General features: G+C 59.5%; 20 protein-coding genes. 14 read left to right on the forward strand and 6 right to left on the reverse strand.

All coding sequences use genetic code 11. The annotated features are described in order from the left end of the window. The first annotated feature begins 18 nt into the window (after positions 1-18). The 5 genes from M5C01_RS07975 to M5C01_RS07995 all read left to right on the forward strand — a co-directional run bounded on the left by M5C01_RS07975 (position 19) and on the right by M5C01_RS07995 (position 4650). The gene (locus M5C01_RS07975; protein ID WP_152736804.1) at positions 19-1449 is read left to right on the forward strand and encodes a coniferyl aldehyde dehydrogenase; all 1431 of its coding nucleotides are present in this window, start codon (positions 19-21) and stop codon (positions 1447-1449) included. Positions 1450-1477: 28 nt separating this feature from the next. Next, entirely contained in the window at positions 1478-2020 is a 543-nt protein-coding gene (locus M5C01_RS07980; RefSeq protein WP_152736803.1) for a twin-arginine translocation pathway signal protein, read from the forward strand. A gap of 50 nt (positions 2021-2070) precedes the next feature. Continuing rightward, positions 2071-3666 (forward strand): GMC family oxidoreductase, encoded by a 1596-nt coding sequence (locus tag M5C01_RS07985; protein ID WP_152736802.1) that lies wholly within the window; start codon positions 2071-2073, stop codon positions 3664-3666. A 117-nt stretch (positions 3667-3783) separates the two neighbouring features. Beyond that, on the forward strand, positions 3784-4263 hold the full coding sequence (gene coaD, locus M5C01_RS07990; protein WP_100944586.1) for a pantetheine-phosphate adenylyltransferase: 480 nt from the start codon (positions 3784-3786) through the stop codon (positions 4261-4263). Between the two features lie 135 nt (positions 4264-4398). Further along, on the forward strand, positions 4399-4650 hold the full coding sequence (locus M5C01_RS07995; RefSeq protein WP_103494464.1) for a YfhL family 4Fe-4S dicluster ferredoxin: 252 nt from the start codon (positions 4399-4401) through the stop codon (positions 4648-4650). A 168-nt stretch (positions 4651-4818) separates the two neighbouring features. Here M5C01_RS07995 and M5C01_RS08000 read toward each other — a convergent pair whose 3' ends face one another. The 3 genes from M5C01_RS08000 to M5C01_RS08010 all read right to left on the reverse strand — a co-directional run bounded on the left by M5C01_RS08000 (position 4819) and on the right by M5C01_RS08010 (position 6901). Beyond that, the gene (locus M5C01_RS08000) at positions 4819-5157 is read right to left on the reverse strand and encodes a multidrug transporter (protein WP_152736801.1); all 339 of its coding nucleotides are present in this window, start codon (positions 5155-5157) and stop codon (positions 4819-4821) included. A 69-nt stretch (positions 5158-5226) separates the two neighbouring features. Further along, the gene (mutM, locus tag M5C01_RS08005; protein ID WP_100944583.1) at positions 5227-6039 is read right to left on the reverse strand and encodes a bifunctional DNA-formamidopyrimidine glycosylase/DNA-(apurinic or apyrimidinic site) lyase; all 813 of its coding nucleotides are present in this window, start codon (positions 6037-6039) and stop codon (positions 5227-5229) included. A 49-nt stretch (positions 6040-6088) separates the two neighbouring features. Next, positions 6089-6901, reverse strand: coding sequence for an HDOD domain-containing protein (locus M5C01_RS08010; protein ID WP_178129715.1), 813 nt, complete (start codon positions 6899-6901; stop codon positions 6089-6091). 199 nt (positions 6902-7100) lie between these two features. Between M5C01_RS08010 and M5C01_RS08015 the strand changes: the two genes are divergently transcribed. The 6 genes from M5C01_RS08015 to ilvD all read left to right on the forward strand — a co-directional run bounded on the left by M5C01_RS08015 (position 7101) and on the right by ilvD (position 15009). Further along, positions 7101-8297, forward strand: coding sequence for a class I SAM-dependent rRNA methyltransferase (locus M5C01_RS08015; protein WP_152736799.1), 1197 nt, complete (start codon positions 7101-7103; stop codon positions 8295-8297). Positions 8298-8748: 451 nt separating this feature from the next. Beyond that, a complete protein-coding gene (locus M5C01_RS08020; RefSeq protein ID WP_152736798.1) occupies positions 8749-9834 on the forward strand; it encodes a SagB family peptide dehydrogenase in 1086 nt (361 codons plus the stop codon). Continuing rightward, positions 9831-10796, forward strand: coding sequence for a diiron oxygenase (locus M5C01_RS08025; RefSeq protein ID WP_152736797.1), 966 nt, complete (start codon positions 9831-9833; stop codon positions 10794-10796). Before M5C01_RS08020 ends, M5C01_RS08025 begins: the two co-directional genes overlap by 4 nt. After that, positions 10789-12000, forward strand: a complete 1212-nt coding sequence (locus M5C01_RS08030) for a multidrug effflux MFS transporter (RefSeq protein ID WP_152736796.1) — start codon at positions 10789-10791, stop codon at positions 11998-12000. Before M5C01_RS08025 ends, M5C01_RS08030 begins: the two co-directional genes overlap by 8 nt. A 319-nt stretch (positions 12001-12319) precedes the next feature. Continuing rightward, positions 12320-12778, forward strand: coding sequence for a transposase (locus M5C01_RS08035; RefSeq protein ID WP_152736795.1), 459 nt, complete (start codon positions 12320-12322; stop codon positions 12776-12778). A gap of 389 nt (positions 12779-13167) precedes the next feature. Beyond that, a complete protein-coding gene (gene ilvD, locus M5C01_RS08040; RefSeq protein ID WP_152736793.1) occupies positions 13168-15009 on the forward strand; it encodes a dihydroxy-acid dehydratase in 1842 nt (613 codons plus the stop codon). Between the two features lie 80 nt (positions 15010-15089). Here the strand turns inward: ilvD and M5C01_RS08045 are convergent, their stop codons facing one another. Further along, positions 15090-15728: a hypothetical protein gene (locus M5C01_RS08045; protein WP_152736792.1), complete on the reverse strand. Its 639-nt coding sequence runs from the start codon at positions 15726-15728 to the stop codon at positions 15090-15092. Positions 15729-16194: 466 nt separating this feature from the next. On the opposite strand from M5C01_RS08045, the gene M5C01_RS08050 reads away from it, so the two are divergent. After that, complete coding sequence (locus M5C01_RS08050; protein ID WP_152736791.1) at positions 16195-17586, forward strand: L-cystine transporter; 1392 nt, start codon at positions 16195-16197, stop codon at positions 17584-17586. Positions 17587-17753: 167 nt separating this feature from the next. On the opposite strand, the gene M5C01_RS08055 is transcribed toward M5C01_RS08050, so the two are convergent. Further along, positions 17754-18266 carry a dihydrofolate reductase gene (locus tag M5C01_RS08055; protein ID WP_103494485.1) on the reverse strand — a complete coding sequence of 171 codons (513 nt, stop codon included), beginning with the start codon at positions 18264-18266 and terminating at the stop codon, positions 17754-17756. 140 nt (positions 18267-18406) lie between these two features. Here M5C01_RS08055 and M5C01_RS08060 point away from each other — a divergent pair, with 140 nt between their 5' ends. Next, a complete protein-coding gene (locus tag M5C01_RS08060; protein ID WP_178129705.1) occupies positions 18407-19786 on the forward strand; it encodes a DUF2868 domain-containing protein in 1380 nt (459 codons plus the stop codon). Beyond that, positions 19779-21152, forward strand: coding sequence for a DUF3482 domain-containing protein (locus M5C01_RS08065; protein WP_152736790.1), 1374 nt, complete (start codon positions 19779-19781; stop codon positions 21150-21152). The genes M5C01_RS08060 and M5C01_RS08065 overlap by 8 nt, the downstream gene beginning before the upstream one ends. 10 nt (positions 21153-21162) lie before the next feature. On the opposite strand, the gene M5C01_RS08070 is transcribed toward M5C01_RS08065, so the two are convergent. Then, positions 21163-21699, reverse strand: coding sequence for a hypothetical protein (locus tag M5C01_RS08070; RefSeq protein WP_152736789.1), 537 nt, complete (start codon positions 21697-21699; stop codon positions 21163-21165). Positions 21700-21792 lie beyond the last annotated feature (93 nt).

Consider the following 21792-nt stretch of genomic DNA (forward strand, 5'->3'; position numbering starts at 1 on the left):
CACACACCGGAGCGCGCCATGTCTGCCGAAATAGCCTATCTGCAGGAGTCTCAGCAGCAACTGGACCAACTCCAGCGCCAGTTTCAAGCGCAGCGCCAGGCTTACGCCGCGCACCCCATGCCTCCCGCCGAGCAACGCCGGCAATGGCTCGACAGCCTGCGCCAACTGCTCAGCGACGAACGCCAGGCGCTGATCGACGCCATCAGCCAGGACTTCGGCAACCGCAGCGCCGATGAAACCCTGCTCGGCGAACTCATGCCCAGCCTGCACGGCATCCAGCATGCCCGCCGCCACCTCAAGGGCTGGATGAAACCGTCGCGCCGTCGGGTCGGGCTGGCCTTCCAGCCGGCCTCGGCCAAAGTCGTCTATCAACCATTGGGAGTGGTCGGCGTGATCGTGCCCTGGAACTACCCGCTGTTCCTCAGCGTCGGCCCACTGGTGGGCGCGTTGGCGGCGGGTAACCGGGTGATGCTCAAGCTCAGCGAGTCGACCCCGGCCACCGGCCTGTTGCTCAAGGAACTGCTGGGCCGGGTATTCCCGGAAGACCAGGTGTGCGTGGTACTCGGCGAAGCCGAGATCGGCATGGCCTTTTCCAAGCTGCCGTTCGATCACCTGCTGTTCACCGGTGCCACCAGCATCGGCCGACACGTGATGCGCGCGGCGGCGGAAAACCTGACCCCGGTGACCCTGGAACTGGGCGGCAAGTCGCCGGCCATCGTCTCCCAGGACGTGCCCCTCAAGGACGCCGCCGAACGCATCGCCTTCGGCAAGACCCTCAACGCCGGCCAGACCTGCGTGGCGCCGGACTACGTGCTGGTGCCGGAAGATCGGGTCGGGTCCTTCGTCGAAGCCTACCGACAGGCAGTGCGCGGCTTTTATCCGACCCTGGTCGACAACCCGGACTACACCAGCATCATCAACGACCGCCAACTGACACGGCTCAACGGCTACCTCAGCGATGCCACCAGCAAGGGCGCGCTGCTGATTCCGCTGTTCGACCAGGGCCAGGGTCGGCGCATGGGCCACAGCCTGCTGCTGAACGTCAGCGATGAGATGACCCTGATGCAGGACGAGATCTTCGGCCCGTTGCTGCCCATCGTGCCGTACAAGGGCCTGGATGAGGCCTTTGCCTACATCAATAACCGGCCTCGCCCCCTGGCGCTCTACTACTTCGGCTATAACAAGGCCGAACAGCAACGGGTGCTCGATGAAACCCATTCCGGCGGCGTCTGCCTGAATGACACCCTGCTCCATGTGCCCCAGGAAGACCTGCCCTTTGGCGGCATCGGCCCCTCGGGCATGGGCCATTACCATGGCCACGAAGGTTTCCTGACTTTCAGCAAGGCCAAGGGCGTGCTGACCAAGCAGCGCTTCAACGCGGCGCGGCTGATCTATCCGCCCTACGGCAAATCGATCCAGAAACTGATCCAGAAACTCTTCGTTCGTTGATGTTCCACTGCCCAGGTGAATAACAAGAATGCCAAGCCTGTCTGAATCCCCCGAACTGAGCCGTCGCGGCGTGCTGAAACTCGGTCTCTGCGCCGGCGCCTTCCTCAGCAGCGCCGGGCTTGTCGCCAGCCTCAGCGGCTGCTCGGCCGGCCATCCGGCCAGCGGTTTTACCGTGTTGCAGGCCAATGACCTGCCGTTTTTGCAGGCGCTGATCCCGGTGATGCTCGAAGGCGCTGTCGCCGCCGAGAAAATCCCCGCCGCCATCGACCAGACCCTGGCGAGCCTGGACTACAGCCTCGACCACCTGTCGCCGGAAATGCTCAAGCTGACCCGGCAACTGTTCGACGTCCTCGGCATGGGCATCACCCGTGGGCCGCTGACCGGCATCTGGGGCAGTTGGGAAAATGCCAGCAATGCGCAGATCCACGGCTTTCTCAAGCGCTGGGAAAACAGCTACCTGAGCCTGCTGCGCATGGGCCACGCGTCACTGCTGCAACTGGTGATGATGGCTTGGTACAACCGCGCCGAAGCCTGGGCGCACTGCGGTTATCCAGGCCCACCGAAAGTCTGATCCTTGTAGATGCCCGGTTTCTGACAAAACAACAATAAAAGAGGCTGCACATGCCCGTACCCGATCTGTTTCGCGAAGGCCTGGCCCGAGGCTGGAAAACCTACAACGGCTCTCGCCTGGAGCAGGACCTGACGCTGGAGGCCGATGTCGCCATTATCGGCAGCGGCGCGGGCGGCGGCACCACCGCCGAAATCCTCAGCGCCGCCGGCTACAAGGTCCTGCTGATCGAAGAAGGCCCGCTGAAAACCAGCAGCGACTTCAAGATGCTCGAAGACCAGGCCTACACCAGCCTCTACCAGGAAGGCATCGGCCGCATGAGCAAGGACGGCGCCATTACCATCCTCCAGGGCCGCGCCGTCGGCGGTACCACACTGATCAACTGGACCTCGAGCTTCCGCACTCCGGACCAGACCCTCGAACACTGGGCCAAAGAGCACAACGTCAAGGGCCATGGCAGCGCCGAGATGGCGCCCTGGTTCGAGAAAATGGAACAGCGCCTGGGTGTCGCCCCCTGGGTCATGCCGCCCAACGCCAACAACGACGTGATCCGCAACGGCTGCGAAGCCCTCGGCTACAGTTGGAAAGTCATCCCGCGCAACGTGCGCGGCTGCTGGAACCTGGGTTACTGCGGCATGGGCTGCCCGACCAACGCCAAGCAGTCGATGCTGGTCACCACCATCCCGGCAACCCTGGAGAAAGGCGGCGAGCTGCTCTATCTGGCCCGGGCCGAACGCTTGCAGATCGAAGGCGATCAGGTCACCGGCCTGCTCTGCGTGGCGATGGACGAACGTTGCGTGGCCCCCAATGGCCGGACAATCCAGGTCAAGGCCCGGCATTACGTGCTGGCGGGCGGCGGCATCAACAGCCCGGGACTGCTGTTGCGCTCCAAGGCACCGGATCCCAGCGGCCAACTGGGCAAACGGACCTTCCTGCACCTGGTGAATTTCTCCGCTGGGCAGTTTTCCGAAGTCATCAATCCGTTTTACGGCGCGCCCCAGTCGATCTATTCCGACCATTTCCAGTGGAATGCCGGCGTCACCGGGCCGATGTCCTACAAACTCGAAGTCCCGCCCCTGCAACCGGCCCTGGCCAGCACCCTGCTGGGCGGCTTCGGCACGCAAAACGCCCTGCGCATGCAACAACTGCCGCATACCCACATGATGCTGGCGCTGATGCGCGACGGTTTCCACCCGGACAGTCCCGGCGGCAGCGTGGAACTGCGCGGCGACGGCACGCCGGTGCTCGACTATCAGGTATCGGCCTATGCCTGGGACGGCCTGCGCCGGGCGTACCACAGCATGGCCGAGATCCAGTTCGCGGCGGGCGCCAAGTCGGTGCTGCCGCTGCACGCCGATGCCGACTACGTGAACACCCTGGCCAAGGCCCGGGAACTGATCGACGAACTGAGCCTGGAGCTGTACCGCACGCGCCTGGGCAGCGCCCACGTCATGGGCGGTTGCGCCATGGGCGAAGAGGCGAAAAGCGCGGTCACCGACAGCCTCGGCCGCCACCATCAACTGCGCAATCTGTCGGTCCACGACGGCTCGTTGTTCCCCACCAGCATAGGCGCCAACCCACAGCTTTCGGTTTATGGTCTGACAGCCAAGCTGGCGACCGCCCTCGCGGAGCGCTTGAAAAACCCGTGAAAAAGAGGACTATTCGTCGCGTCTATAGTGCTTTCTTCCCGGTATCCTGACTTGGCCGACCGGAAAGGCTGCGATACCATCCGACTCCCCTAAACGGATACCCGCCAGGACGACGCGATGAACCGAGTGTTGTACCCAGGTACCTTCGACCCGATTACCAAGGGTCATGGCGACTTGGTCGAGCGCGCCGCGCGCCTGTTCGACCACGTGATCATCGCCGTGGCAGCCAGCCCGAAGAAGAACCCGCTGTTCCCCCTGGAGCAACGTGTGGAGTTGGCCCGCGAGGTCACCCAGCACCTGCCCAACGTGGAAGTGGTGGGGTTTTCCACCCTGCTGGCGCATTTTGCCAAGGAACAGAACGCCAATGTCTTCCTGCGTGGCCTGCGCGCCGTGTCGGACTTCGAATACGAGTTCCAGCTGGCAAACATGAACCGTCAGTTGGCTCCGGACGTCGAGAGTCTGTTCCTCACGCCGTCGGAGCGTTATTCATTCATTTCGTCGACCCTGGTCCGGGAAATCGCGGCCCTGGGCGGCGATATCACCAAGTTTGTCCACCCGGCGGTGGCCGACGCACTGACCCTGCGCTTCAAGAAATAACGCCGGGCGCAGGCACTGTCGAGGCTGGCTATTGCGGCCGCCTCGACGGGCGCGCGTGCACTGCGCGCGCCAATGCGGCACAATTGGCGCATTAGTTTTCATGTTGCCCGGCCTGCCGCCCGGGCCGGAGTGCCCATGTCCCTGATCATCACCGACGATTGCATCAACTGCGACGTCTGCGAACCCGAGTGCCCGAACGCCGCTATTTCCCAAGGCGAAGAGATCTACGTGATCGACCCGAACCTGTGTACCCAGTGTGTCGGCCATTACGACGAGCCGCAATGCCAGCAGGTCTGCCCGGTGGACTGTATCCCACTGGATGAAGCCCATCCGGAAACCGAAGATGAGTTGATGATCAAATACCGGAAGATCACCGGTAAGGCTTGAGCATTGTAGCGAATCCAAGGCCCTTTTCGCGGGCAAGCTCCGCTCCCACAGGTTTTGTGTCATACACAATATTTAGTCTTGGCTCAGATATTGTGGGAGCGGAGCTTGCCCGCGAAAGGGCCATCACTGACGCCGCAGCCAGCAAGGGCTGTACCGGGCGCCAGCAGATTACTGGTCGCCGTCAAACCCTTCCGCCGTGCAACCCAGGCAACGGGCAAAGGCCGCTTTCCCGGGGGCGAGCACCAGTGACTTGCCGGCCTTGCCCATGCCGTCGACACCACCGAATGCGGTAAACGGCAACGACACCACAAACACCGCCGTACCCACCAGGGTCGCGCCCACCAGCAAGGGACGGGCGATGATCAGGTCGGCGATCATCGCGTAGGCCGGTGGGTTCTGGATCGAGTAGGTCGGGTCGCCACTGGTACCATCGTCCGCCAGCACCGGCAACGCCTGCAGACCAAAACTCAGGGCCACAACCAGGGCCAGGGTGCGAAACGGGTTCATGGCACTATCCTTCAACAAAGCAATGGATGGCAAAGTCTTAACTATAACAGCGTCCGCACGCTTGTCAGGTCAGCTCTGACAACGCGGGCAGTACACGCTCGCCCGCTGCCCCAGACGAATCTCACGCAAGACAGTGCCACAGACCTTGCAATGCTCGCCACCACGCCCGTAGACGAAGAGTTCCTGCTGGAAATAGCCGGGTTGGCCGTCGCCGCCGATAAAGTCGCGCAAGGTGGTGCCGCCCCGTTCGATGGCCGCTGCCAGGATGCGTTTGATCTCGATCGCCAGCGCCAGGTAGCGCCCCCGGGAAATACTCCCGGCCTCGCGGCGCGGGTCGATGCCGGCGGCGAACAGCGCCTCGGTCGCATAGATATTGCCGACCCCCACCACCACCGCGTTATCCATGATGAACGGCTTCACCGCCATGGAACGCTTGCGCGACAGCTGGAACAGCCGCTCGCCGTCGAACAGCTCGGTCAGCGGCTCCGGCCCCAGGCGCGCGAGCAATTCGTGATTGAGCGGGTCCAGGCTCCAGAGCATCGCACCGAAACGCCGTGGGTCGGTGTAGCGCAAGGCCAACCCGGATTCCAGCTCGATATCCACATGCTCGTGCTTGGCCGCCGGCAAGCCGGCTTCCACCAGGCGCAGGTTGCCCGACATGCCCAGGTGACTGATCAGGGTCCCGACCTCGGCATTGATCAACAGGTATTTGGCCCGCCGCTCCACCAGCACGATGCGCTGCCCGGACAGGCGCACATCGAGGTCTTCCGGGATCGGCCAGCGCAACCGACGGTCGCGCACGATCACACGGCTGACCCGCTGGCCTTCCAGATGGGGCGCAATACCGCGCCGGGTGGTTTCGACTTCAGGTAATTCAGGCATGGCGGCCCCAGGTCAGGCAATAACGGGCTCGGCGACGACGCTCGGACGCTTAGTGAGTACCGAGTTCGCGGATGTTCTCTCTGAGGTTCTCGAAGTCATAGTCGGACAGGCCGACATAATCGAGCACCAGATGACCGATGGCCTTCCATTCGTGGTCTTCGGCTTCGTTGCCCAGCACCCGATGGGACGCACAGATATGTTCGGCCATTTTCAGGATGGCCAGCAGGTTCTTCAACTGGCTGTTGCGGGTCGATTCGTCGCTGAAGATCGCCAGGGCATTGTGGTGATTGGCGATGGCGTTGGTCACATGCTCCGGCAGGCGCCAGGATTTGGCCGTGTAGTAGCCGACCACCGCATGGTTGGTGTTCAACTCGGCGTTTTCCGTGTCCACCACGCGCTGCTCCGGGCTGGCATTGGCATAAGCCCGCTCAAGCACCGCCATATAGTTGGGGAAACGCTTGATCATCAGCGGAATGCCGCAATCGTGGAACAGCCCCAGGGCATAGGACTCATCGACCGCCTGGGCGCCGGTACGCTTGGCCAGGGTCAGGCTGGTCATGGCCACGTCCTGGGCGGTGTCCCAGAAACGATTGAGGGTGACGATGGTTTCATCAGCCATCTCACCCTTGATCGATTGCGCGTTGATCAGGTTGATGATCGAGCGGCTGCCCAGCAGATTCACCGCGCGCTGGATCGAGGCGATCTTGTTCGACAGGCCGTAATACGGCGAATTGACGATTTTCAGCAGCGCGCCGGAGAGACCCGGGTCCTGGCTGATCAGCCGGGCGATCACCTCCAGATCCGGGTCAGGCATGTACTGCTCCATCTGCAAATCCACCATGATTTGCGGTTGGGGAGGCACGCTAATGCCTTGCAGGGCCTGCTGGATCTGTTCAGGTGAAAGTTCTTGGGACATGGGTACACACTCCGGGCGAGTGAGGGATTCTAGCGGAAAACCTGTACGCCATGGGCCAAGTGTACAATCGCTTACATGAAACATCGCACGCCGGGGACGCCCAACTCCCGCTATAATCCCGCTCTTTTTTCCCCGGAGCGACGTCATGTCCCTGCCTAGCCTACGCCTTAAAGCCAACGCCGACCGACGCCTGCGCAACGGTCACCTGTGGGTCTACAGCAACGAAATCGACGTGGCGGCCACTCCACTTCACGGCTTCAAGGCCGGCGACCAGGCCCTGCTCGAAGCTGCCGGCGGCAAGCCGCTGGGCATCGTCGCCATGAGCCCGAACAACCTGATCTGCGCGCGCCTGCTGTCGCGCGACATCAAGCTGCCGCTGGACAAATCGCTGCTGGTACACCGTCTCAACGTGGCCCTGTCCCTGCGCGATCGGCTGTTCGACAAGCCGTTCTATCGCCTGGTCTACGGCGATTCCGACCTGCTGCCGGGGCTGGTGGTGGATCGTTTCGGCGATATCCTGGTGGTCCAGCTCGCTTCGGCGGCCATGGAGCAGCACAAGGATGAAGTGATCGCGGCGCTGGTCCAGGTCCTGAAACCGAGCGGCATCCTGTTCAAGAACGACTCCGCGGCCCGTGACGCCGAAGGCCTGGAGCGTTATGTCGAGACCGTGTTCGGCCTGGTGCCGGAATGGGTCGCCCTGGAAGAGAACGGCGTGAAGTTCGAAGCGCCGGTCATGGAAGGCCAGAAAACCGGCTGGTTCTACGACCACCGCATGAACCGTGCGCGCCTGGCGCCGTATGCCAAGGGCAAGCGGGTGCTGGACCTGTTCAGCTATATCGGCGGCTGGGGTGTGCAGGCGGCGGCGTTCGGTGCCAGCGAAGTGTTCTGCGTCGATGCCTCGTCCTTTGCCCTGGACGGCGTGGAACGTAACGCGGCGTTGAACGGTTTTGCCGAGAAGATGACCTGCATCGAAGGTGACGTGTTCGAAGCCCTCAAGGAACTGAAGGCCTCCGAAGAGCGTTTCGACGTGATCGTGGCCGACCCGCCCGCCTTCATCAAACGCAAGAAAGACCTGAAGAACGGCGAAGGCGCCTATCGCCGCCTGAACGAGCAGGCCATGCGCCTGCTGAGCAAGGACGGGATCCTGGTCAGTGCCTCGTGCTCGATGCATCTGCCGGAAGATGACCTGCAGAACATCCTGCTGACCAGCGCCCGTCACCTGGACCGCAATATCCAGCTGCTGGAACGCGGCGGCCAGGGCCCGGACCATCCGGTACACCCGGCGATTCCGGAAACCCGTTATATCAAGAGCATTACTTGCCGGTTGTTGCCTAACAGCTGACTTTTCCGCGGCGCGGAGCAGCCCTGCTCCGCGCCTTGAGGATAATTAAATACCCGCCCCAATCCTCATTCAAACACGCCCTCGTTCAATCACACCTCTTACAACATACATGCGTCAAACCCACACCCACAACAACAAAAACATATAAATCGTCCTACACGATAAAGATCCCCCTTACAAAATTACTGGAAGCTTCCTACTTATTTTTCCCTTGCCAACAACCACAACCAAACTACTATTGAGATAGTCATTTCACAAATGACTAAGACAGCAATATCAGCCATTCAACTCAATGGAGTAACACTCATGAAAAAAATTAATCTGGAAGCCAAAAAAATCGCCAACCTTAATTGCTTGGTAGCAACCAAGCAGCGCTAATATCAATGAGGGATCGGGAAGTGCCGGCGGCCCGACCCCCTCTTGTTAGCATTCCCCAACAAGGTGGCACACCATGCATATAAATCCGAATCTATTTATTATTGCTCGACCACCACACCAGATCGTATGGAACTATAAAACACACACCCAGTACGAATTAAACGTTCATTATGCAAAACGTCTGACCGAACTCATAGACAATCCCAACTCATTTGACGTCAATGCTTCGATGGACGCAGAATTTCTCGCATCCGGAATTATTAGCGCAACAAAACACACGACCCTTGACTGGAACTGGGATGAGCTGTCGAAGATATTCCATATCGGCACCAAGGACATTCCTTACGAACATGAGATCCAAGATATTCAAGAGTGGTCAGTTCACTATCTGGCACATTGTGATGAAGTATTGAAAAAGCCGGCACCTGACTTCCTCTCAGAGAACCCCCCCACACCCCCTCTAATCCATCTGCCACCCCCATTGTCGGCAGGGTCATTAAAGATGTCGTTGACCCACAGCCTGATCAGTAGAAAAACCTGCCGATCATTCAGCGAAGACGAAATATCCCTCAACCACGCCAGCACATTACTCTATCTCTCACTCGGTTATCTGAAAGAACGCGAGCAGGATATAGATGAGTCCATTCCCAAGACATTACGATCACGACGCAGCAGCCCTTCCGGGGGTGGATTGAATGCCTGCGATGGCTTTATCTATGCTCGTAGGATCAAGGGGATAGATCCCGGGATTTATCGCTATCATCCAAACCACCATGCATTGAGCCTCACAAGCCCGTTGCCTGCCAAACCTCTGGGTCTATTCCTGGCTGGTCAGCATTTCATCAACGCGTTGCCTTTCGGTGTGTTTCTCACCTGTCGCTTTGACAAATTGTGGTGGAAATATGAGCACTCGCGAGCCTATCGGATGGCCTACGTCGAAACGGGTCACATCTCCCAAACGTTCCAACTGATCGCCACTGCACTCGGGCTGAAAACATGGCTGACCGGCGCTATGGCTGACGAACGAATCGAGGATTTGCTGAATTTGGAAAACAGTCCTGAACAAGTCCTGTTTTTCGTGGGATGCGGAAAGGGCGATTCAGAAGCTCAGTGCAAAGAACTCCGCACGCTGATCGAGGAACGGAGTGTTCAACAATGACACTTTCCAGCTCCATGGCCAACTCGCCCCTATTTACTTTGGGAGACTGGGATAACAAAGCCTGTGTAAGAACAAGAAAAAGCAATTTTCTTTTTCCTTCCAAGCGAGAGCTGGAGCTTGAACTAGAAAGTAAATACTGGTTCCCTCCAACCTTCATGCCCTATCTACAACACCCATTAACCGTTAACACAGACAAGAAACTCAAGCAAAGACTAACAGCCAACCACTTGATTCACTTTCTCGACTACACCACCGTACTAGAACACAAAATCGTCAATCGGTCTGTAGAAACTATTATCCATGGGGAATTGCAAGATGACATACCTGAGCCAATGAAGTCCGCCGCCTTACAACTCTATACCGATGAGGGCTACCATGCATATTTTTCTCATGAAATAGCCAAGCAGGTTTCAGAATACTATTGTATTCAGAGCCAAAGTCCTAGACCACTACGAATCACTCTCTTGCTTGACCTTATCGATAGAGTTGAGACAGAGCACAAACCACTGGCATGGTTCCTGATTGGTTTTGTATCCGAGACAATCATTGCCAAAGAGCTACTCAACGTCACCTGTAACACCATAATTTCCAGCGTATACCAGATTCTACGACAGCATCTGGAAGACGAAGCTCGACACAGTCGATTTTTCGCAGATGCTTTCTGCTATTTTTGGCAGCGCCTTGAAGCCAACCAACAGCTACTCACAGTAGAACTGCTGAAAAACATCATTCTGATTTTTTCAGAAGTTGATGAGCCGTGGCTGACAGAAAGTCTCCTCAGCACAGGTTTCTCCACCTCTCAAATCCGTACTATCATCTACCCACTCTTGAATAAGTCTACCGCTATCCAACGCATCCGAGTCGGTGCCACGCCTACTTTCCTCGCTATGAAAAAAGCTGGTGTTTTCGACAACAAACATAACAAACTTCCTTTCAAGGAAGCGGGACTGATCGATGATTGAGTTAAGTCATACCATAGAGAAAAACAAGAAAATCTCGGCTATTGCGCTCTTACTGTCCATGGTGTTGCTAGGGGTATTTCCTATCGATGTGCTGCTCCCGTCTGTTCCTTCACTGTCCTCTCATTTCAATCGATCCCCTGCCGACATTGCCCTGTCCATCAGCCTGTTCGCCGTCGGCATATCCATTTCTCAATTATTCATCGGGCCATTATCAGACAAAATAGGCCGAAAAAACCTCCTTCTGACCGGTATGGCGATATCCATGCTGGGGGCGCTGGGGTGTGCGCTAGTCAACGAATACAGTCTGTTTTTACTTTTTCGCCTAATCCAAGCACTCGGGTGCGGCTGTTTTGTGCTCTCACAAGCCCTCGTCCAAGATCTATTCGAGGGCAAAGAGCGAGATCGGTTACGCATTCTCATCGTTACCGCCAGCGGTATTTTCATATCGCTATCACCCTTGGCCGGCGCCTCATTGCAGAACCGGCTTGATTGGCCAGGCAGTTTCTATATATTTACCATAGTCGCCGCGGTGGTATTTATCAAAGCCTACCTGCTCCTAGAGAATCCTATCCCTATAGTGGAGCGCGCCCCTCACCGCTCAATTTTCCAATCCTATCGCCATATTTGCACAGATATAAAGTTCCTTGGCTATTGGCTAATCGCTGCGCTGGTTTTTACTTGTCACTTTTCGTTCATCGTTGCTTCACCATTGATATTCATGGAGCATTTGCAACTCTCCGAGTACGAGTTCTCACTAACCCTGTTGTTCTACGGCGCTGCTTATGTCATCGGCGGTGCAGTCGCAGGACTTCTAAGCACCAAAATAACCGCCAACACCCAAATCACAGTGGGCCTATGCTTTATTTTCTGCGCGGGCATGATGCTATTTTACCTGTCACATCACTTCGGTTTGTCGACAATAACGATGCTGATACCGATGATCATTTGTACTGCGGGCACCACTATCACTCGTCCTGCTGCGACCTCAAAAGCCATGGAGTGTTTCCCGGACCAAGCTGGCGCAAGCGCCTCTGCTGGCAACACGTTGATTTTCGTTTGCGGCGGACTGATCAGTGCGCTAGTCAATCTCAGCCCAGTGGCACTCGAAGCGACACTCGCCTTGTCCTTTCTGCTATTGAGCACGACCGGACTTGGCCTGAACACGCTAATCCAGCGACGTAACCAGCGGCCGGTTTTCGAGTAACACGATCCCGGTCGTCATCCTTCATACTCCATACTCCATAATCCCAGCCTCGGCAGTTGCACCCTTTTCCTGTTGCTGGAACGCGGTGGCCATGGCCCGGGTCATCCGGTACACCCGGCGATCCCGGAGACGCGCTATATCAAGAGCATTATTTGCCGGTTGTTGCCTAACAGCTAAGATCGTACCCAGCTCGCTCCCCCTGTAGGACCGAGCTTGCTCGCGATGCGTTCCAACGGACACATCCTGACCCACTGCCAGCAAGACAATCCGAACCTCCCTCCATTAACGTTGTTCCTCCACTTGCACAGAGGACAACGGAATGTCCAGCTTCCCTCACACCCATCGACTACGCGTCGGCCGCTTTTCGGAACCGGGGCGCATCTACCTTCTTACCGCAGTCACCCTGAATCGCCAGCCGATCTTTATGGATTGGCACCTGGGCCGACTGGTGGTGAATGAGTTCAAGCAGGCCGAGCAAACCGGTGCCGCGCAATCATTGGCCTGGGTCGTGATGCCGGATCATTTTCACTGGTTGCTTGAACTGCACAACGGCGACCTGCCCAGGCTGATGCAGTGCACAAAATCCCGCAGCGCCCGCGCCATCAACAAAATCAGGGGACTTCAGACACCACTCTGGCAAAAGGGCTACTTCGATCGGGCACTGCGCCGTGAAGAAGACTTGAAAGCCATGGCTCGTTACATTGTCGCCAACCCGCTACGAGCGGGACTGGCCGAGCATATCGGCGATTATCCGCTTTGGGATGCCATATGGCTCTGACAGTACGCCCCCGTCTGTAGGAGCGAGCTTGCTCGCGATGGGCGTCAACGATAACGCGGGGTACCTGGTGTCCCGCGGTGCCCGAACTTCCATCGCGAGCAAGCTCGCTCCTACAGAATATTCATATCCGGAAACCACCAGTCGTCATCCCACACGCGTTGTGACCCCTGACACAACACTTGCCGCGATTCCTTCCGTCCACGACCCGTGTAGAATCAGCTTATTCATCGCCAGTCATCCCCCGGCGGGTTTATGAGCTCAGGCTGAAACGCACGGCGATCCCGTGGTGTTATCGGCAGCTTTCGGACACACGGCCATTTCTGAGTGTTCCCAAGGTCCATAGAAGCTCACTCCCCATTTGATACCTGATTAGCCGCCCGGAGTGCTCCATGCCTGATTACCGCTCGAAAACATCCACCCACGGCCGCAACATGGCCGGTGCCCGCGCCCTGTGGCGCGCCACGGGGATGAAAGACGCCGACTTCAAGAAACCGATCATCGCCGTCGCCAACTCCTTCACCCAGTTCGTTCCCGGCCATGTCCACCTCAAGGACATGGGCCAACTGGTCGCCCGCGAGATCGAACGCGCCGGCGGCGTGGCCAAGGAATTCAACACCATCGCCGTGGATGACGGCATCGCCATGGGCCATGACGGCATGCTCTATTCGCTGCCGAGCCGCGAGATCATCGCCGACTCCGTCGAATACATGGTCAACGCCCACTGCGCCGACGCCATCGTCTGCATCTCCAACTGCGACAAGATCACCCCCGGCATGCTGATGGCCGCCCTGCGCCTGAACATCCCGGTGATCTTCGTTTCCGGCGGCCCGATGGAAGCCGGCAAGACCAAACTGGCCGCCCACGGTCTCGACCTGGTGGACGCCATGGTCATCGCCGCCGACTCCAGCGCCTCTGACGAGAAGGTTGCCGAGTACGAGCGCAGCGCCTGCCCGACCTGCGGTTCGTGCTCCGGCATGTTCACCGCCAACTCGATGAACTGCCTCACCGAAGCCCTGGGCCTGGCCCTGCCGGGCAACGGTTCGGCCCTGGCGACCCACTCCGACCGCGAGCAACTGTTCCTCCAGGCCGGCCGCACCATCGTCGAGCTGTGCCAGCGTTACTACGGCGACAACGATGACTCGGTGCTGCCGCGCAATATCGCCAATATCAAGGCGTTCGAAAACGCCATGACCCTGGACATCGCCATGGGCGGTTCCACCAACACCATCCTGCATCTGCTGGCCGCCGCCCAGGAAGCCGAGATCGATTTCGACCTGCGCGATATCGACCGCCTGTCCCGGCACGTGCCGCAACTGTGCAAGGTCGCGCCGAACATCCAGAAGTACCATATGGAAGACGTGCACCGCGCCGGCGGCATCTTCAGCATCCTCGGCGAACTGGCCCGTGGCGGCCTGCTGCACACCGACCTGCCGACCGTGCACAGCAGGACCCTAGCCGAGGGCATCGCCAAGTGGGACATCACCCAGACCAGCGATGAAGCGGTACACACCTTCTTCAAGGCCGGCCCCGCCGGTATCCCGACCCAGACCGCGTTCAGCCAGTCGACCCGTTGGGAAACCCTCGACGACGACCGTGAAAACGGCTGCATCCGCAGTGTCGAGCACGCCTATTCGAAAGAAGGCGGCCTGGCCGTGCTCTACGGCAATATCGCCCTGGACGGCTGCGTGGTGAAAACCGCCGGTGTCGACGAGTCGATCCACGTGTTCGAAGGCAACGCGAAGATCTTCGAAAGCCAGGACAGCGCCGTGCGCGGCATCCTCGCCGACGAAGTGCAGGCCGGCGACATCGTGATCATCCGTTACGAAGGTCCGAAAGGCGGCCCGGGCATGCAGGAAATGCTCTACCCGACGTCCTATCTGAAGTCCAAGGGCCTGGGCAAAGCCTGCGCCCTGCTGACCGACGGGCGTTTCTCCGGCGGCACTTCGGGCCTGTCCATCGGCCATGCTTCTCCGGAAGCGGCCGCGGGTGGCGCGATTGGCCTGGTCCAGGACGGCGACAAAGTGCTGATCGACATTCCGAATCGCTCGATCAACCTGTTGGTCAGTGATGAGGTGCTGGCGGCACGTCGCGCCGAACAGGACAAGAAGGGCTGGAAGCCGGTGGAAGTGCGTCCACGCAAGGTGACCACGGCCTTGAAAGCTTACGCGTTGCTCGCCACCAGTGCCGACAAGGGCGCGGTGCGCAACAAGGCGATGCTCGACGGTCTCTAAGACATATATATGTCAAAAAGAACCGGCGCCCAGGCGCCGGTTCTTTTTGAAAGCATGTTTCTGGAGCGTCGATGAGTTCATTACATCGCATCAAAACGCATGATATGCACGTTGTTTGTGCTCCCCGTATAGAGATCCATCACCTGCTTATTATTAAAGTATCCCGCTAACATTCTAATCATCCCATCGACACCACTAAACTCGGCCGCGCCCGCATTACAATCAAAGAAAACCGTCGAACCTGAGCGGCTGCAAACAGCTGTCACATAATGACCGGGAATACCTATCAAGTAATATCCCGGCTCAGACATGACAATTCTCGATATCCGTTCCTGGCAGGGCCATGTCAAGACAGGATACATTTTCACAAATTTCAAGCCAACGACAGGTCCCAAGCGAGTACAGTTAATTGCCAATGCCTGAGCACTTGCCTGGCTGGCCGTCTGACCAACACCATCGACATGAACCTCCGCCAATCCGTTTTGAATCTTGAGCCCAAATTCTAATAAAGCCGACCAACTATATGATTTTGCATCCGTCAAGCTACGCAGCCCATGCTTGGCATAGAGCCCCAAAAAAATCATGCTTATCCCGCCACAAATACCTTGGCGGATAATTGAGCTTTGCTCGGCCCTGATCAGTTTTCCTTGACTGAACTTTTCTTTTTTAATGGCACCTGCAGACTTGGCCGCACACAAGAACACATTCGAAACACCCACAGCTTATCGCCTCCCAGCTCAACTCAGCTCATTTAAAACTGAACAGTATCCCTATAAAATCAAAAGCGTTATAGACGCAGCGACCCTGGGCCTGCTCCGTACACAACACGGTCTAAAGCTCGAAATAAATATTATTTAGTCCTCACCCGAACTTCAAGCCTTCCGTCAGCCACCCAAAAAGAAAAGCAATACTTAATATTTATAAGATAAGTCCGATTGTGAACTTCCCAAGTTTCAATTTATTAGTATCAAACAGCAACAGCCCCTGGCAAATGTCTATGACAGTCTTCATCCATGCTTCCCCGTGTTCCGGTCACGTCACCACGCCCAAGCGCCAGCGGCTTATTCCAAAAACGATGGAAGCCATTCCACATCGATATTAAATCCATATTTATCAAGCTGTTAGGCTTACCGGTTCACAATTGCCGACCAGAGCAATTGGCACCTATCGTTTTCCGGAGCTTCAATGAATCTGCCGCTGATTCTCAACCTGCTGGTGTTCCTCGCCCTGCTGCTGGGCCTGGCCCAAACCCGTCGCACCACCTTCAGCCTGGCGAAAAAAGTGCTGCTCGCCCTGGTGTTGGGCGTGCTCTTCGGTGTCGCCCTGCACAGCATCTACGGTGCCGGCAACCCGGTGCTCAAGGCCTCCATCGGCTGGTTCGACCTGGTCGGCAACGGCTATGTGCAATTACTGCAGATGATCGTGATCCCGCTGGTGTTCGCCTCGATCCTCAGCGCCGTGGCCCGCCTGCACAACGCCACGTCCCTGGGCAAGATCAGTTTCCTGACCATCGGCACGCTGCTGTTCACCACGGCCATCGCCGCGCTGATCGGTATCGGCCTGACCAACCTGTTCGGCCTGACTGCCGAAGGCCTGGTGGCCGGTACCCAGGAATTGGCCCGCCTGCAAGTGATCCAGAGCGATTACGCGGGCAAGGTCGCCGACCTGAATGTGCCGCAGTTGCTGCTTTCGTTCATCCCGCAGAACCCCTTCGCGGACCTCGCCCGAGCCAAGCCGACCTCGATCATCAGCGTGGTGATCTTTGCCGCCTTCATGGGCGTGGCCGCGCTGCAACTGCTCAAGGATGATGCCGAGAAGGGCCGGAAGGTGGTGAATGCCATCGACACCCTGCAAGCCTGGGTCACCCGTCTGGTGCGCCTGGTGATGAAACTCACGCCCTACGGCGTGCTGGCGCTGATGACCAAGGTAGTCGCCGGCTCCAACCTGCAGGACATCATCAAGCTGGGCAGTTTCGTGGTGGTGTCGTATATCGGTCTGGCCTTGATGTTCGTGGTCCACGGCCTGCTGGTGTCCCTGGCCGGGATCAACCCGCTGCGCTTCTTTCGCAAGATCTGGCCGGTGCTGACCTTTGCCTTCACCAGCCGCTCCAGCGCGGCGAGCATTCCGCTGAGCATTGAAGCCCAGACCCGCCGGTTGGGGATTCCACAGTCGATTGCCAGCTTTGCCGCCTCGTTCGGCGCGACCATCGGCCAGAACGGGTGTGCCGGGCTGTATCCGGCAATGTTGGCGGTGATGGTGGCACCGACGGTGGGGATCAACCCGCTGGATCCGCTGTGGATCGCGACCTTGGTGGCCATTGTGACCTTGAGTTCGGCCGGGGTGGCCGGGGTCGGTGGCGGCGCGACGTTCGCCGCGCTGATCGTGCTGCCGGCGATGGGCTTGCCGGTGTCACTGGTGGCGTTGCTGATTTCCGTCGAGCCACTGATCGACATGGGCCGCACGGCGTTGAATGTCAGCGGTTCGATCACCGCCGGGGCGATTGCCAGCCAGGTGATGCAGCAGACCGACAAGGCGCTGCTGGAGGCTGAAGAGCATGGGGAATTGGCGCAGGCTTGAGTCTTTAGGCGTCTGTTCTAACGTCTTCGCGGGCAAGCTCCGCTCCCACAGGTTCTCGGTCGTACACAAGATTCGGGTACGACTCAAAACTCAATGTGGGAGCGGAGCTTGCCCGCGAAGAGGCCCTCAAGACCATGCTCAGCCTCGGCACCTCTTAGGAACAGCGTTTAACGCTTTTCCCACACCTCGAAACTGAACGCCGGCTTACCCTCAGCCGCCGGGTGCGGTTCATCCGACACCAACCTCCACAGGCTTTCATCGATCTGCGGAAACCAGGCATCCCCCTCCGGGCTCAGCGCCACACGGGTCAGGTACAGCCGATCCGCTTGTTCCAGCCCCTGGGTATACAACTGCGCCCCGCCGATCAGCATCAGCTCGCTCGCGCCCTGCTCCAACGCCCACTGTTCAGCGCGCACCAGCGCCGCCGCAAGGGACGGAAAAACCTCCGCGCCTTCCAGCTGCAAACCGGCCTGGCGACTGACCACCAGGTTCAACCGGCCCGGCAATGGCCGGCCCAGCGAATCCCAGGTCTTGCGCCCCATGATGATCGGCTTGCCGAGGGTCGTGGCCTTGAAGTACTTGAAATCCGCCGGCAAATGCCAGGGCATGCTGTTGTCGACGCCGATCACGCGGTTTTCACCGAGGGCCGCGATCAGGCTTAAAGGGAGAGTTCTGTTCATGCCACCGAGGATACCAGAGCCCATGGGCCGACTCGGACATACGCCGACAAAATTAACTCGCCCTTTCCACAAGGGACAGCGGGATGCAGCTACCCGCCGCAGCGGTTATGCTTCCAGCTCACTTGAGCCCAGGACGCCGCGTGACTGAACCGACTCCCCTGCACCGCCTCTGGCTGACCGAGACGGTGCGCCTGCGCGAAGAACAGGCAGGCCCGCTGGAAGACCTCGAAGCCAATCGCCGCGCCCGCGCCGCGGGGGGCGACCTGCCGACCCGCATCCAGAACCGCGCCCTCTGGCTGGCAGAGCGCGATGGCCTGCTCAACGCGTTACACCATTGGTTGCAGGGCGCGCGACTGGCGCTGCTGGTCCTCGCGGTGCTGGTGATGGTCAGTGGCGCCGGCATGGCTTTCGCCGCCCTGGGCAACGGCCAGACGCCGGTCAATGTGTTCTGGGCCCTCGGCAGCCTGCTCGGCCTGAACCTGCTATTGCTGCTGAGCTGGGCCCTGGGCCTGGTCTTCGCCGGTGAACACGCGGCCAGCTTCGGCCGCCTCTGGCTGTGGCTCAGTGAAAAACTCGCCCGCGATGCCCAGGCCGCGCAATTGGCGCCAGCCCTGTTGTTGATGCTCCAGCGCCGACGCCTCAATCGCTGGGCCATCGGCTGCGTGGTCCACGGCCTGTGGTTGCTGGCCATGCTCAGCGCCCTGGTCCTGCTGCTGATGTTGATGTCGACCCGGCGCTACGGTTTTGTCTGGGAAACCACCCTGCTGCGCGGCGACACCTTTGTCGCGGTGACCCAGGCCCTCGGCGCCCTGCCCGCCTTGCTCGGCTTCAACCTGCCCGACCCGGAGATGATCCGTGCCAGCGGCAATACCGCGCTGAACCTGGAGAACGCCCGGCACGCCTGGGCCACTTGGCTGGTGGGAGTGCTGGTGGTCTATGGCGTGTTACCGCGCCTGCTGCTGGGCGGGTTTTGCCTGTGGCGCTGGCGCCGTGGCAGCCGCGCCCTGAGCCTGGACCTCAACCTGCCCGGCTACGCGCAACTGCGTGAACGGCTGATGCCCAGCAGTGAACGCCTGGGGGTCAGCGATACGGCACCCGACGCGCTGCACAACGCCGAGACAGGCACCACCGCCCTGGAGAGCGAAGGCGCCTTGCTGGTGGCCATCGAGCTGGACAACCAGCGCCCCTGGCCGCCGACCTTGCCGAAAACCATCAAGGACGCCGGTATCCTCGACAGCCGCGAATCGCGGAACAAGCTCCTCGAACAATTGACCCGCTTCCCGCCCGCACGCCTGGCAATCGCCTGTGACCCACGGCGCTCGCCGGACCGTGGCAGCCTCGGGCTGATCGCCGAACTGGCCCGCAGCGCCGGCGCGACCCGGGTCTGGCTGCTGCAGGCGCCGCCCGGCCAGGCCCTGGATGCCGATCGCCTCGGCGACTGGCACAGTGCCCTGCAACAACTGGAACTGCCTTTCGCCGACAGTGCTCCGCTGAACTGGCTGGAGACCGGTCATGACTAAAGCCCTGAAACTGGCCGTGGTCGGTCACACCAATGTCGGCAAGACCTCACTGTTGCGCACCCTGACCCGCGACGTCGGCTTCGGCGAAGTCTCCCACCGCCCCAGCACCACCCGGCATGTGGAAGGCGCGCGGCTGTCAGTGGACGGCGAAGCCCTGCTCGAACTCTACGACACCCCGGGACTGGAAGATGCTATCGCCCTGCTCGACTATCTCGAACGCCTTGATCGCCCCGGCGAGCGCCTAGACGGCCCGGCCCGCGTCGCCCGTTTTCTCGATGGCAGCGAAGCCCGCCAGCGCTTCGAACAGGAAGCCAAGGTGCTGCGCCAGTTGCTGGCTTCGGATGCCGGGCTTTATGTGATCGACGCCCGCGAGCCGGTGCTGGCCAAATACCGCGACGAACTTAGCGTCCTCGCCAGCTGTGGCAAGCCGCTGTTGCCGGTGCTCAACTTTGTCAGCAGCGCCGAACAGCGCGAGCCGGAGTGGCGTGAAGCCCTGGCCCGCCTGGGCCTGCACGCCTTGGTGCGCTTCGACAGCGTGGCCCCGCCGGAAGACGGTGAGCGGCGGCTGTATGAAAGCCTGGCGCTGTTGCTCGAAGGCGCCCGACCGCAGCTGGAACGGCTGGTCCTCGACCTGGAGGCCCAGCGGCGGGCGCGGCGGCAGAGCGCCAACCGCCTGATCGCCGAACTGCTGATCGACTGTGCGGCCTGTCGGCGCAGTGTGGTCAGCGCCGCCGACGCGCAAACCCAAGCCATCGGCGAACTGCGCCAGGCCGTGCGCCAACGGGAGCAACGTTGTGTCGAGGCTTTGCTCAAGCTCTACGGATTCCGCCGTGGCGACGCGGCGGCCGGCGACCTGCCGTTACTGGACGGGCGCTGGGGTGACGATCTGTTCAACCCTGAAACCCTCAAGCAACTCGGTGTAAAGGTCGGTGGTGGGATTGCCGCAGGCGCGGCGGCGGGTGCTGGTATCGACCTGCTGGTGGGAGGTCTGACCCTAGGCGCGGCCGCCCTGGCCGGAGCCCTCGCCGGTGGCGCCCTGCAAACCGTCCGCGGCTATGGCAGCCGCCTGCTGGGCAAACTCAAGGGCCAACGGGAACTGACCGTCGACGACAACGTGCTGCGCCTGCTGGCCCTGCGCCAACGGCAACTGCTGCAAGCCCTGGAGGCACGTGGGCATGCGGCGATGGAGAGCATCAAGATGAGCCTGCCGGTGGATACCCGTTGGCGTGAGGGCAAGTTGCCCGAGGCCTTGCACAAGGCCCGGGCACATCCGCAGTGGTCGTCGCTCAACCCCCAGGCCCGGTTGAACCAGCCAGAACGCCAGGAGCAAATCGATCTGCTGTTACAGCGTCTGGCTGAGACCTGAAACAGGACGTTCAGCTATACCACTTGAACTTCAGAAAGGTCCGGCCCATGGACTTGATCCATTCCTCTTCGGCCCGGCTGACAATACCGTCACCGTCGACATCGAAATAAACCACCGAATCCAGCGTCCCATTATTGTCGGTGTCATGGGCCGAGGCCTTGAAGACCAGGGTCTGGTTTCTCGGCGTCCCCGTCCCTTCATGAAGATGCAACCTCACCACATTCGGTGACTTGTCGTTGTGGTAGTTCTCGGCAAACACCTTGATATAGCGCTGCCAGCTTTTCCCTCGATTGAACCAGCCAAGCTTCAGGAACTGGTTGGCAAAGGCCCTGAGCAGCTTTTCGTCCTTGGCGTTGTCCCTGCCATCACCATTGACGTCACCACCGAACTGCAAGTCCGTCACCCCATCGGCGGTCATATCGACCGACGCCGCCTTGAGCACCAGCTTGTCAGGCTTGCCGGGCACTTCCTCATAAAAGCGCAGCAACACCGTATCGGCCCGACCATTGCCGCTGCGATCCTGGGCGGTCATTCTCAAATAACGCATAAACAACTCCTTTCCATGTGAGCCACTACCCTAGTGCAGCGCATCTTTCAGCCACCAGACCAGGATTCCTGAGCCTGTGTACGAAACCGCGCC

The organism is Pseudomonas sp. MWU12-2319, assembly GCF_023242525.1.
GTDB lineage: Bacteria > Pseudomonadota > Gammaproteobacteria > Pseudomonadales > Pseudomonadaceae > Aquipseudomonas > Aquipseudomonas gingeri_D.

Excerpts from the sequence above, each read along its gene's own strand:
- M5C01_RS07975 (WP_152736804.1), top strand. The coding sequence starts at position 19 with ATGTCTGCCGAAATAGCCTATCTGCAGGAGTCTCAGCAGCAACTGGAC.
- M5C01_RS07980 (WP_152736803.1), top strand. The coding sequence starts at position 1,478 with ATGCCAAGCCTGTCTGAATCCCCCGAACTGAGCCGTCGCGGCGTGCTG.
- M5C01_RS07985 (WP_152736802.1), top strand. The coding sequence starts at position 2,071 with ATGCCCGTACCCGATCTGTTTCGCGAAGGCCTGGCCCGAGGCTGGAAA.
- coaD (WP_100944586.1), top strand. The coding sequence starts at position 3,784 with ATGAACCGAGTGTTGTACCCAGGTACCTTCGACCCGATTACCAAGGGT.
- M5C01_RS07995 (WP_103494464.1), top strand. The coding sequence starts at position 4,399 with ATGTCCCTGATCATCACCGACGATTGCATCAACTGCGACGTCTGCGAA.
- M5C01_RS08000 (WP_152736801.1), bottom strand. The coding sequence starts at position 5,157 with ATGAACCCGTTTCGCACCCTGGCCCTGGTTGTGGCCCTGAGTTTTGGT.
- mutM (WP_100944583.1), bottom strand. The coding sequence starts at position 6,039 with ATGCCTGAATTACCTGAAGTCGAAACCACCCGGCGCGGTATTGCGCCC.
- M5C01_RS08015 (WP_152736799.1), top strand. The coding sequence starts at position 7,101 with ATGTCCCTGCCTAGCCTACGCCTTAAAGCCAACGCCGACCGACGCCTG.
- M5C01_RS08020 (WP_152736798.1), top strand. The coding sequence starts at position 8,749 with ATGCATATAAATCCGAATCTATTTATTATTGCTCGACCACCACACCAG.
- M5C01_RS08025 (WP_152736797.1), top strand. The coding sequence starts at position 9,831 with ATGACACTTTCCAGCTCCATGGCCAACTCGCCCCTATTTACTTTGGGA.
- M5C01_RS08030 (WP_152736796.1), top strand. The coding sequence starts at position 10,789 with ATGATTGAGTTAAGTCATACCATAGAGAAAAACAAGAAAATCTCGGCT.
- M5C01_RS08035 (WP_152736795.1), top strand. The coding sequence starts at position 12,320 with ATGTCCAGCTTCCCTCACACCCATCGACTACGCGTCGGCCGCTTTTCG.
- ilvD (WP_152736793.1), top strand. The coding sequence starts at position 13,168 with ATGCCTGATTACCGCTCGAAAACATCCACCCACGGCCGCAACATGGCC.
- M5C01_RS08050 (WP_152736791.1), top strand. The coding sequence starts at position 16,195 with ATGAATCTGCCGCTGATTCTCAACCTGCTGGTGTTCCTCGCCCTGCTG.
- M5C01_RS08055 (WP_103494485.1), bottom strand. The coding sequence starts at position 18,266 with ATGAACAGAACTCTCCCTTTAAGCCTGATCGCGGCCCTCGGTGAAAAC.
- M5C01_RS08065 (WP_152736790.1), top strand. The coding sequence starts at position 19,779 with ATGACTAAAGCCCTGAAACTGGCCGTGGTCGGTCACACCAATGTCGGC.
- M5C01_RS08070 (WP_152736789.1), bottom strand. The coding sequence starts at position 21,699 with ATGCGTTATTTGAGAATGACCGCCCAGGATCGCAGCGGCAATGGTCGG.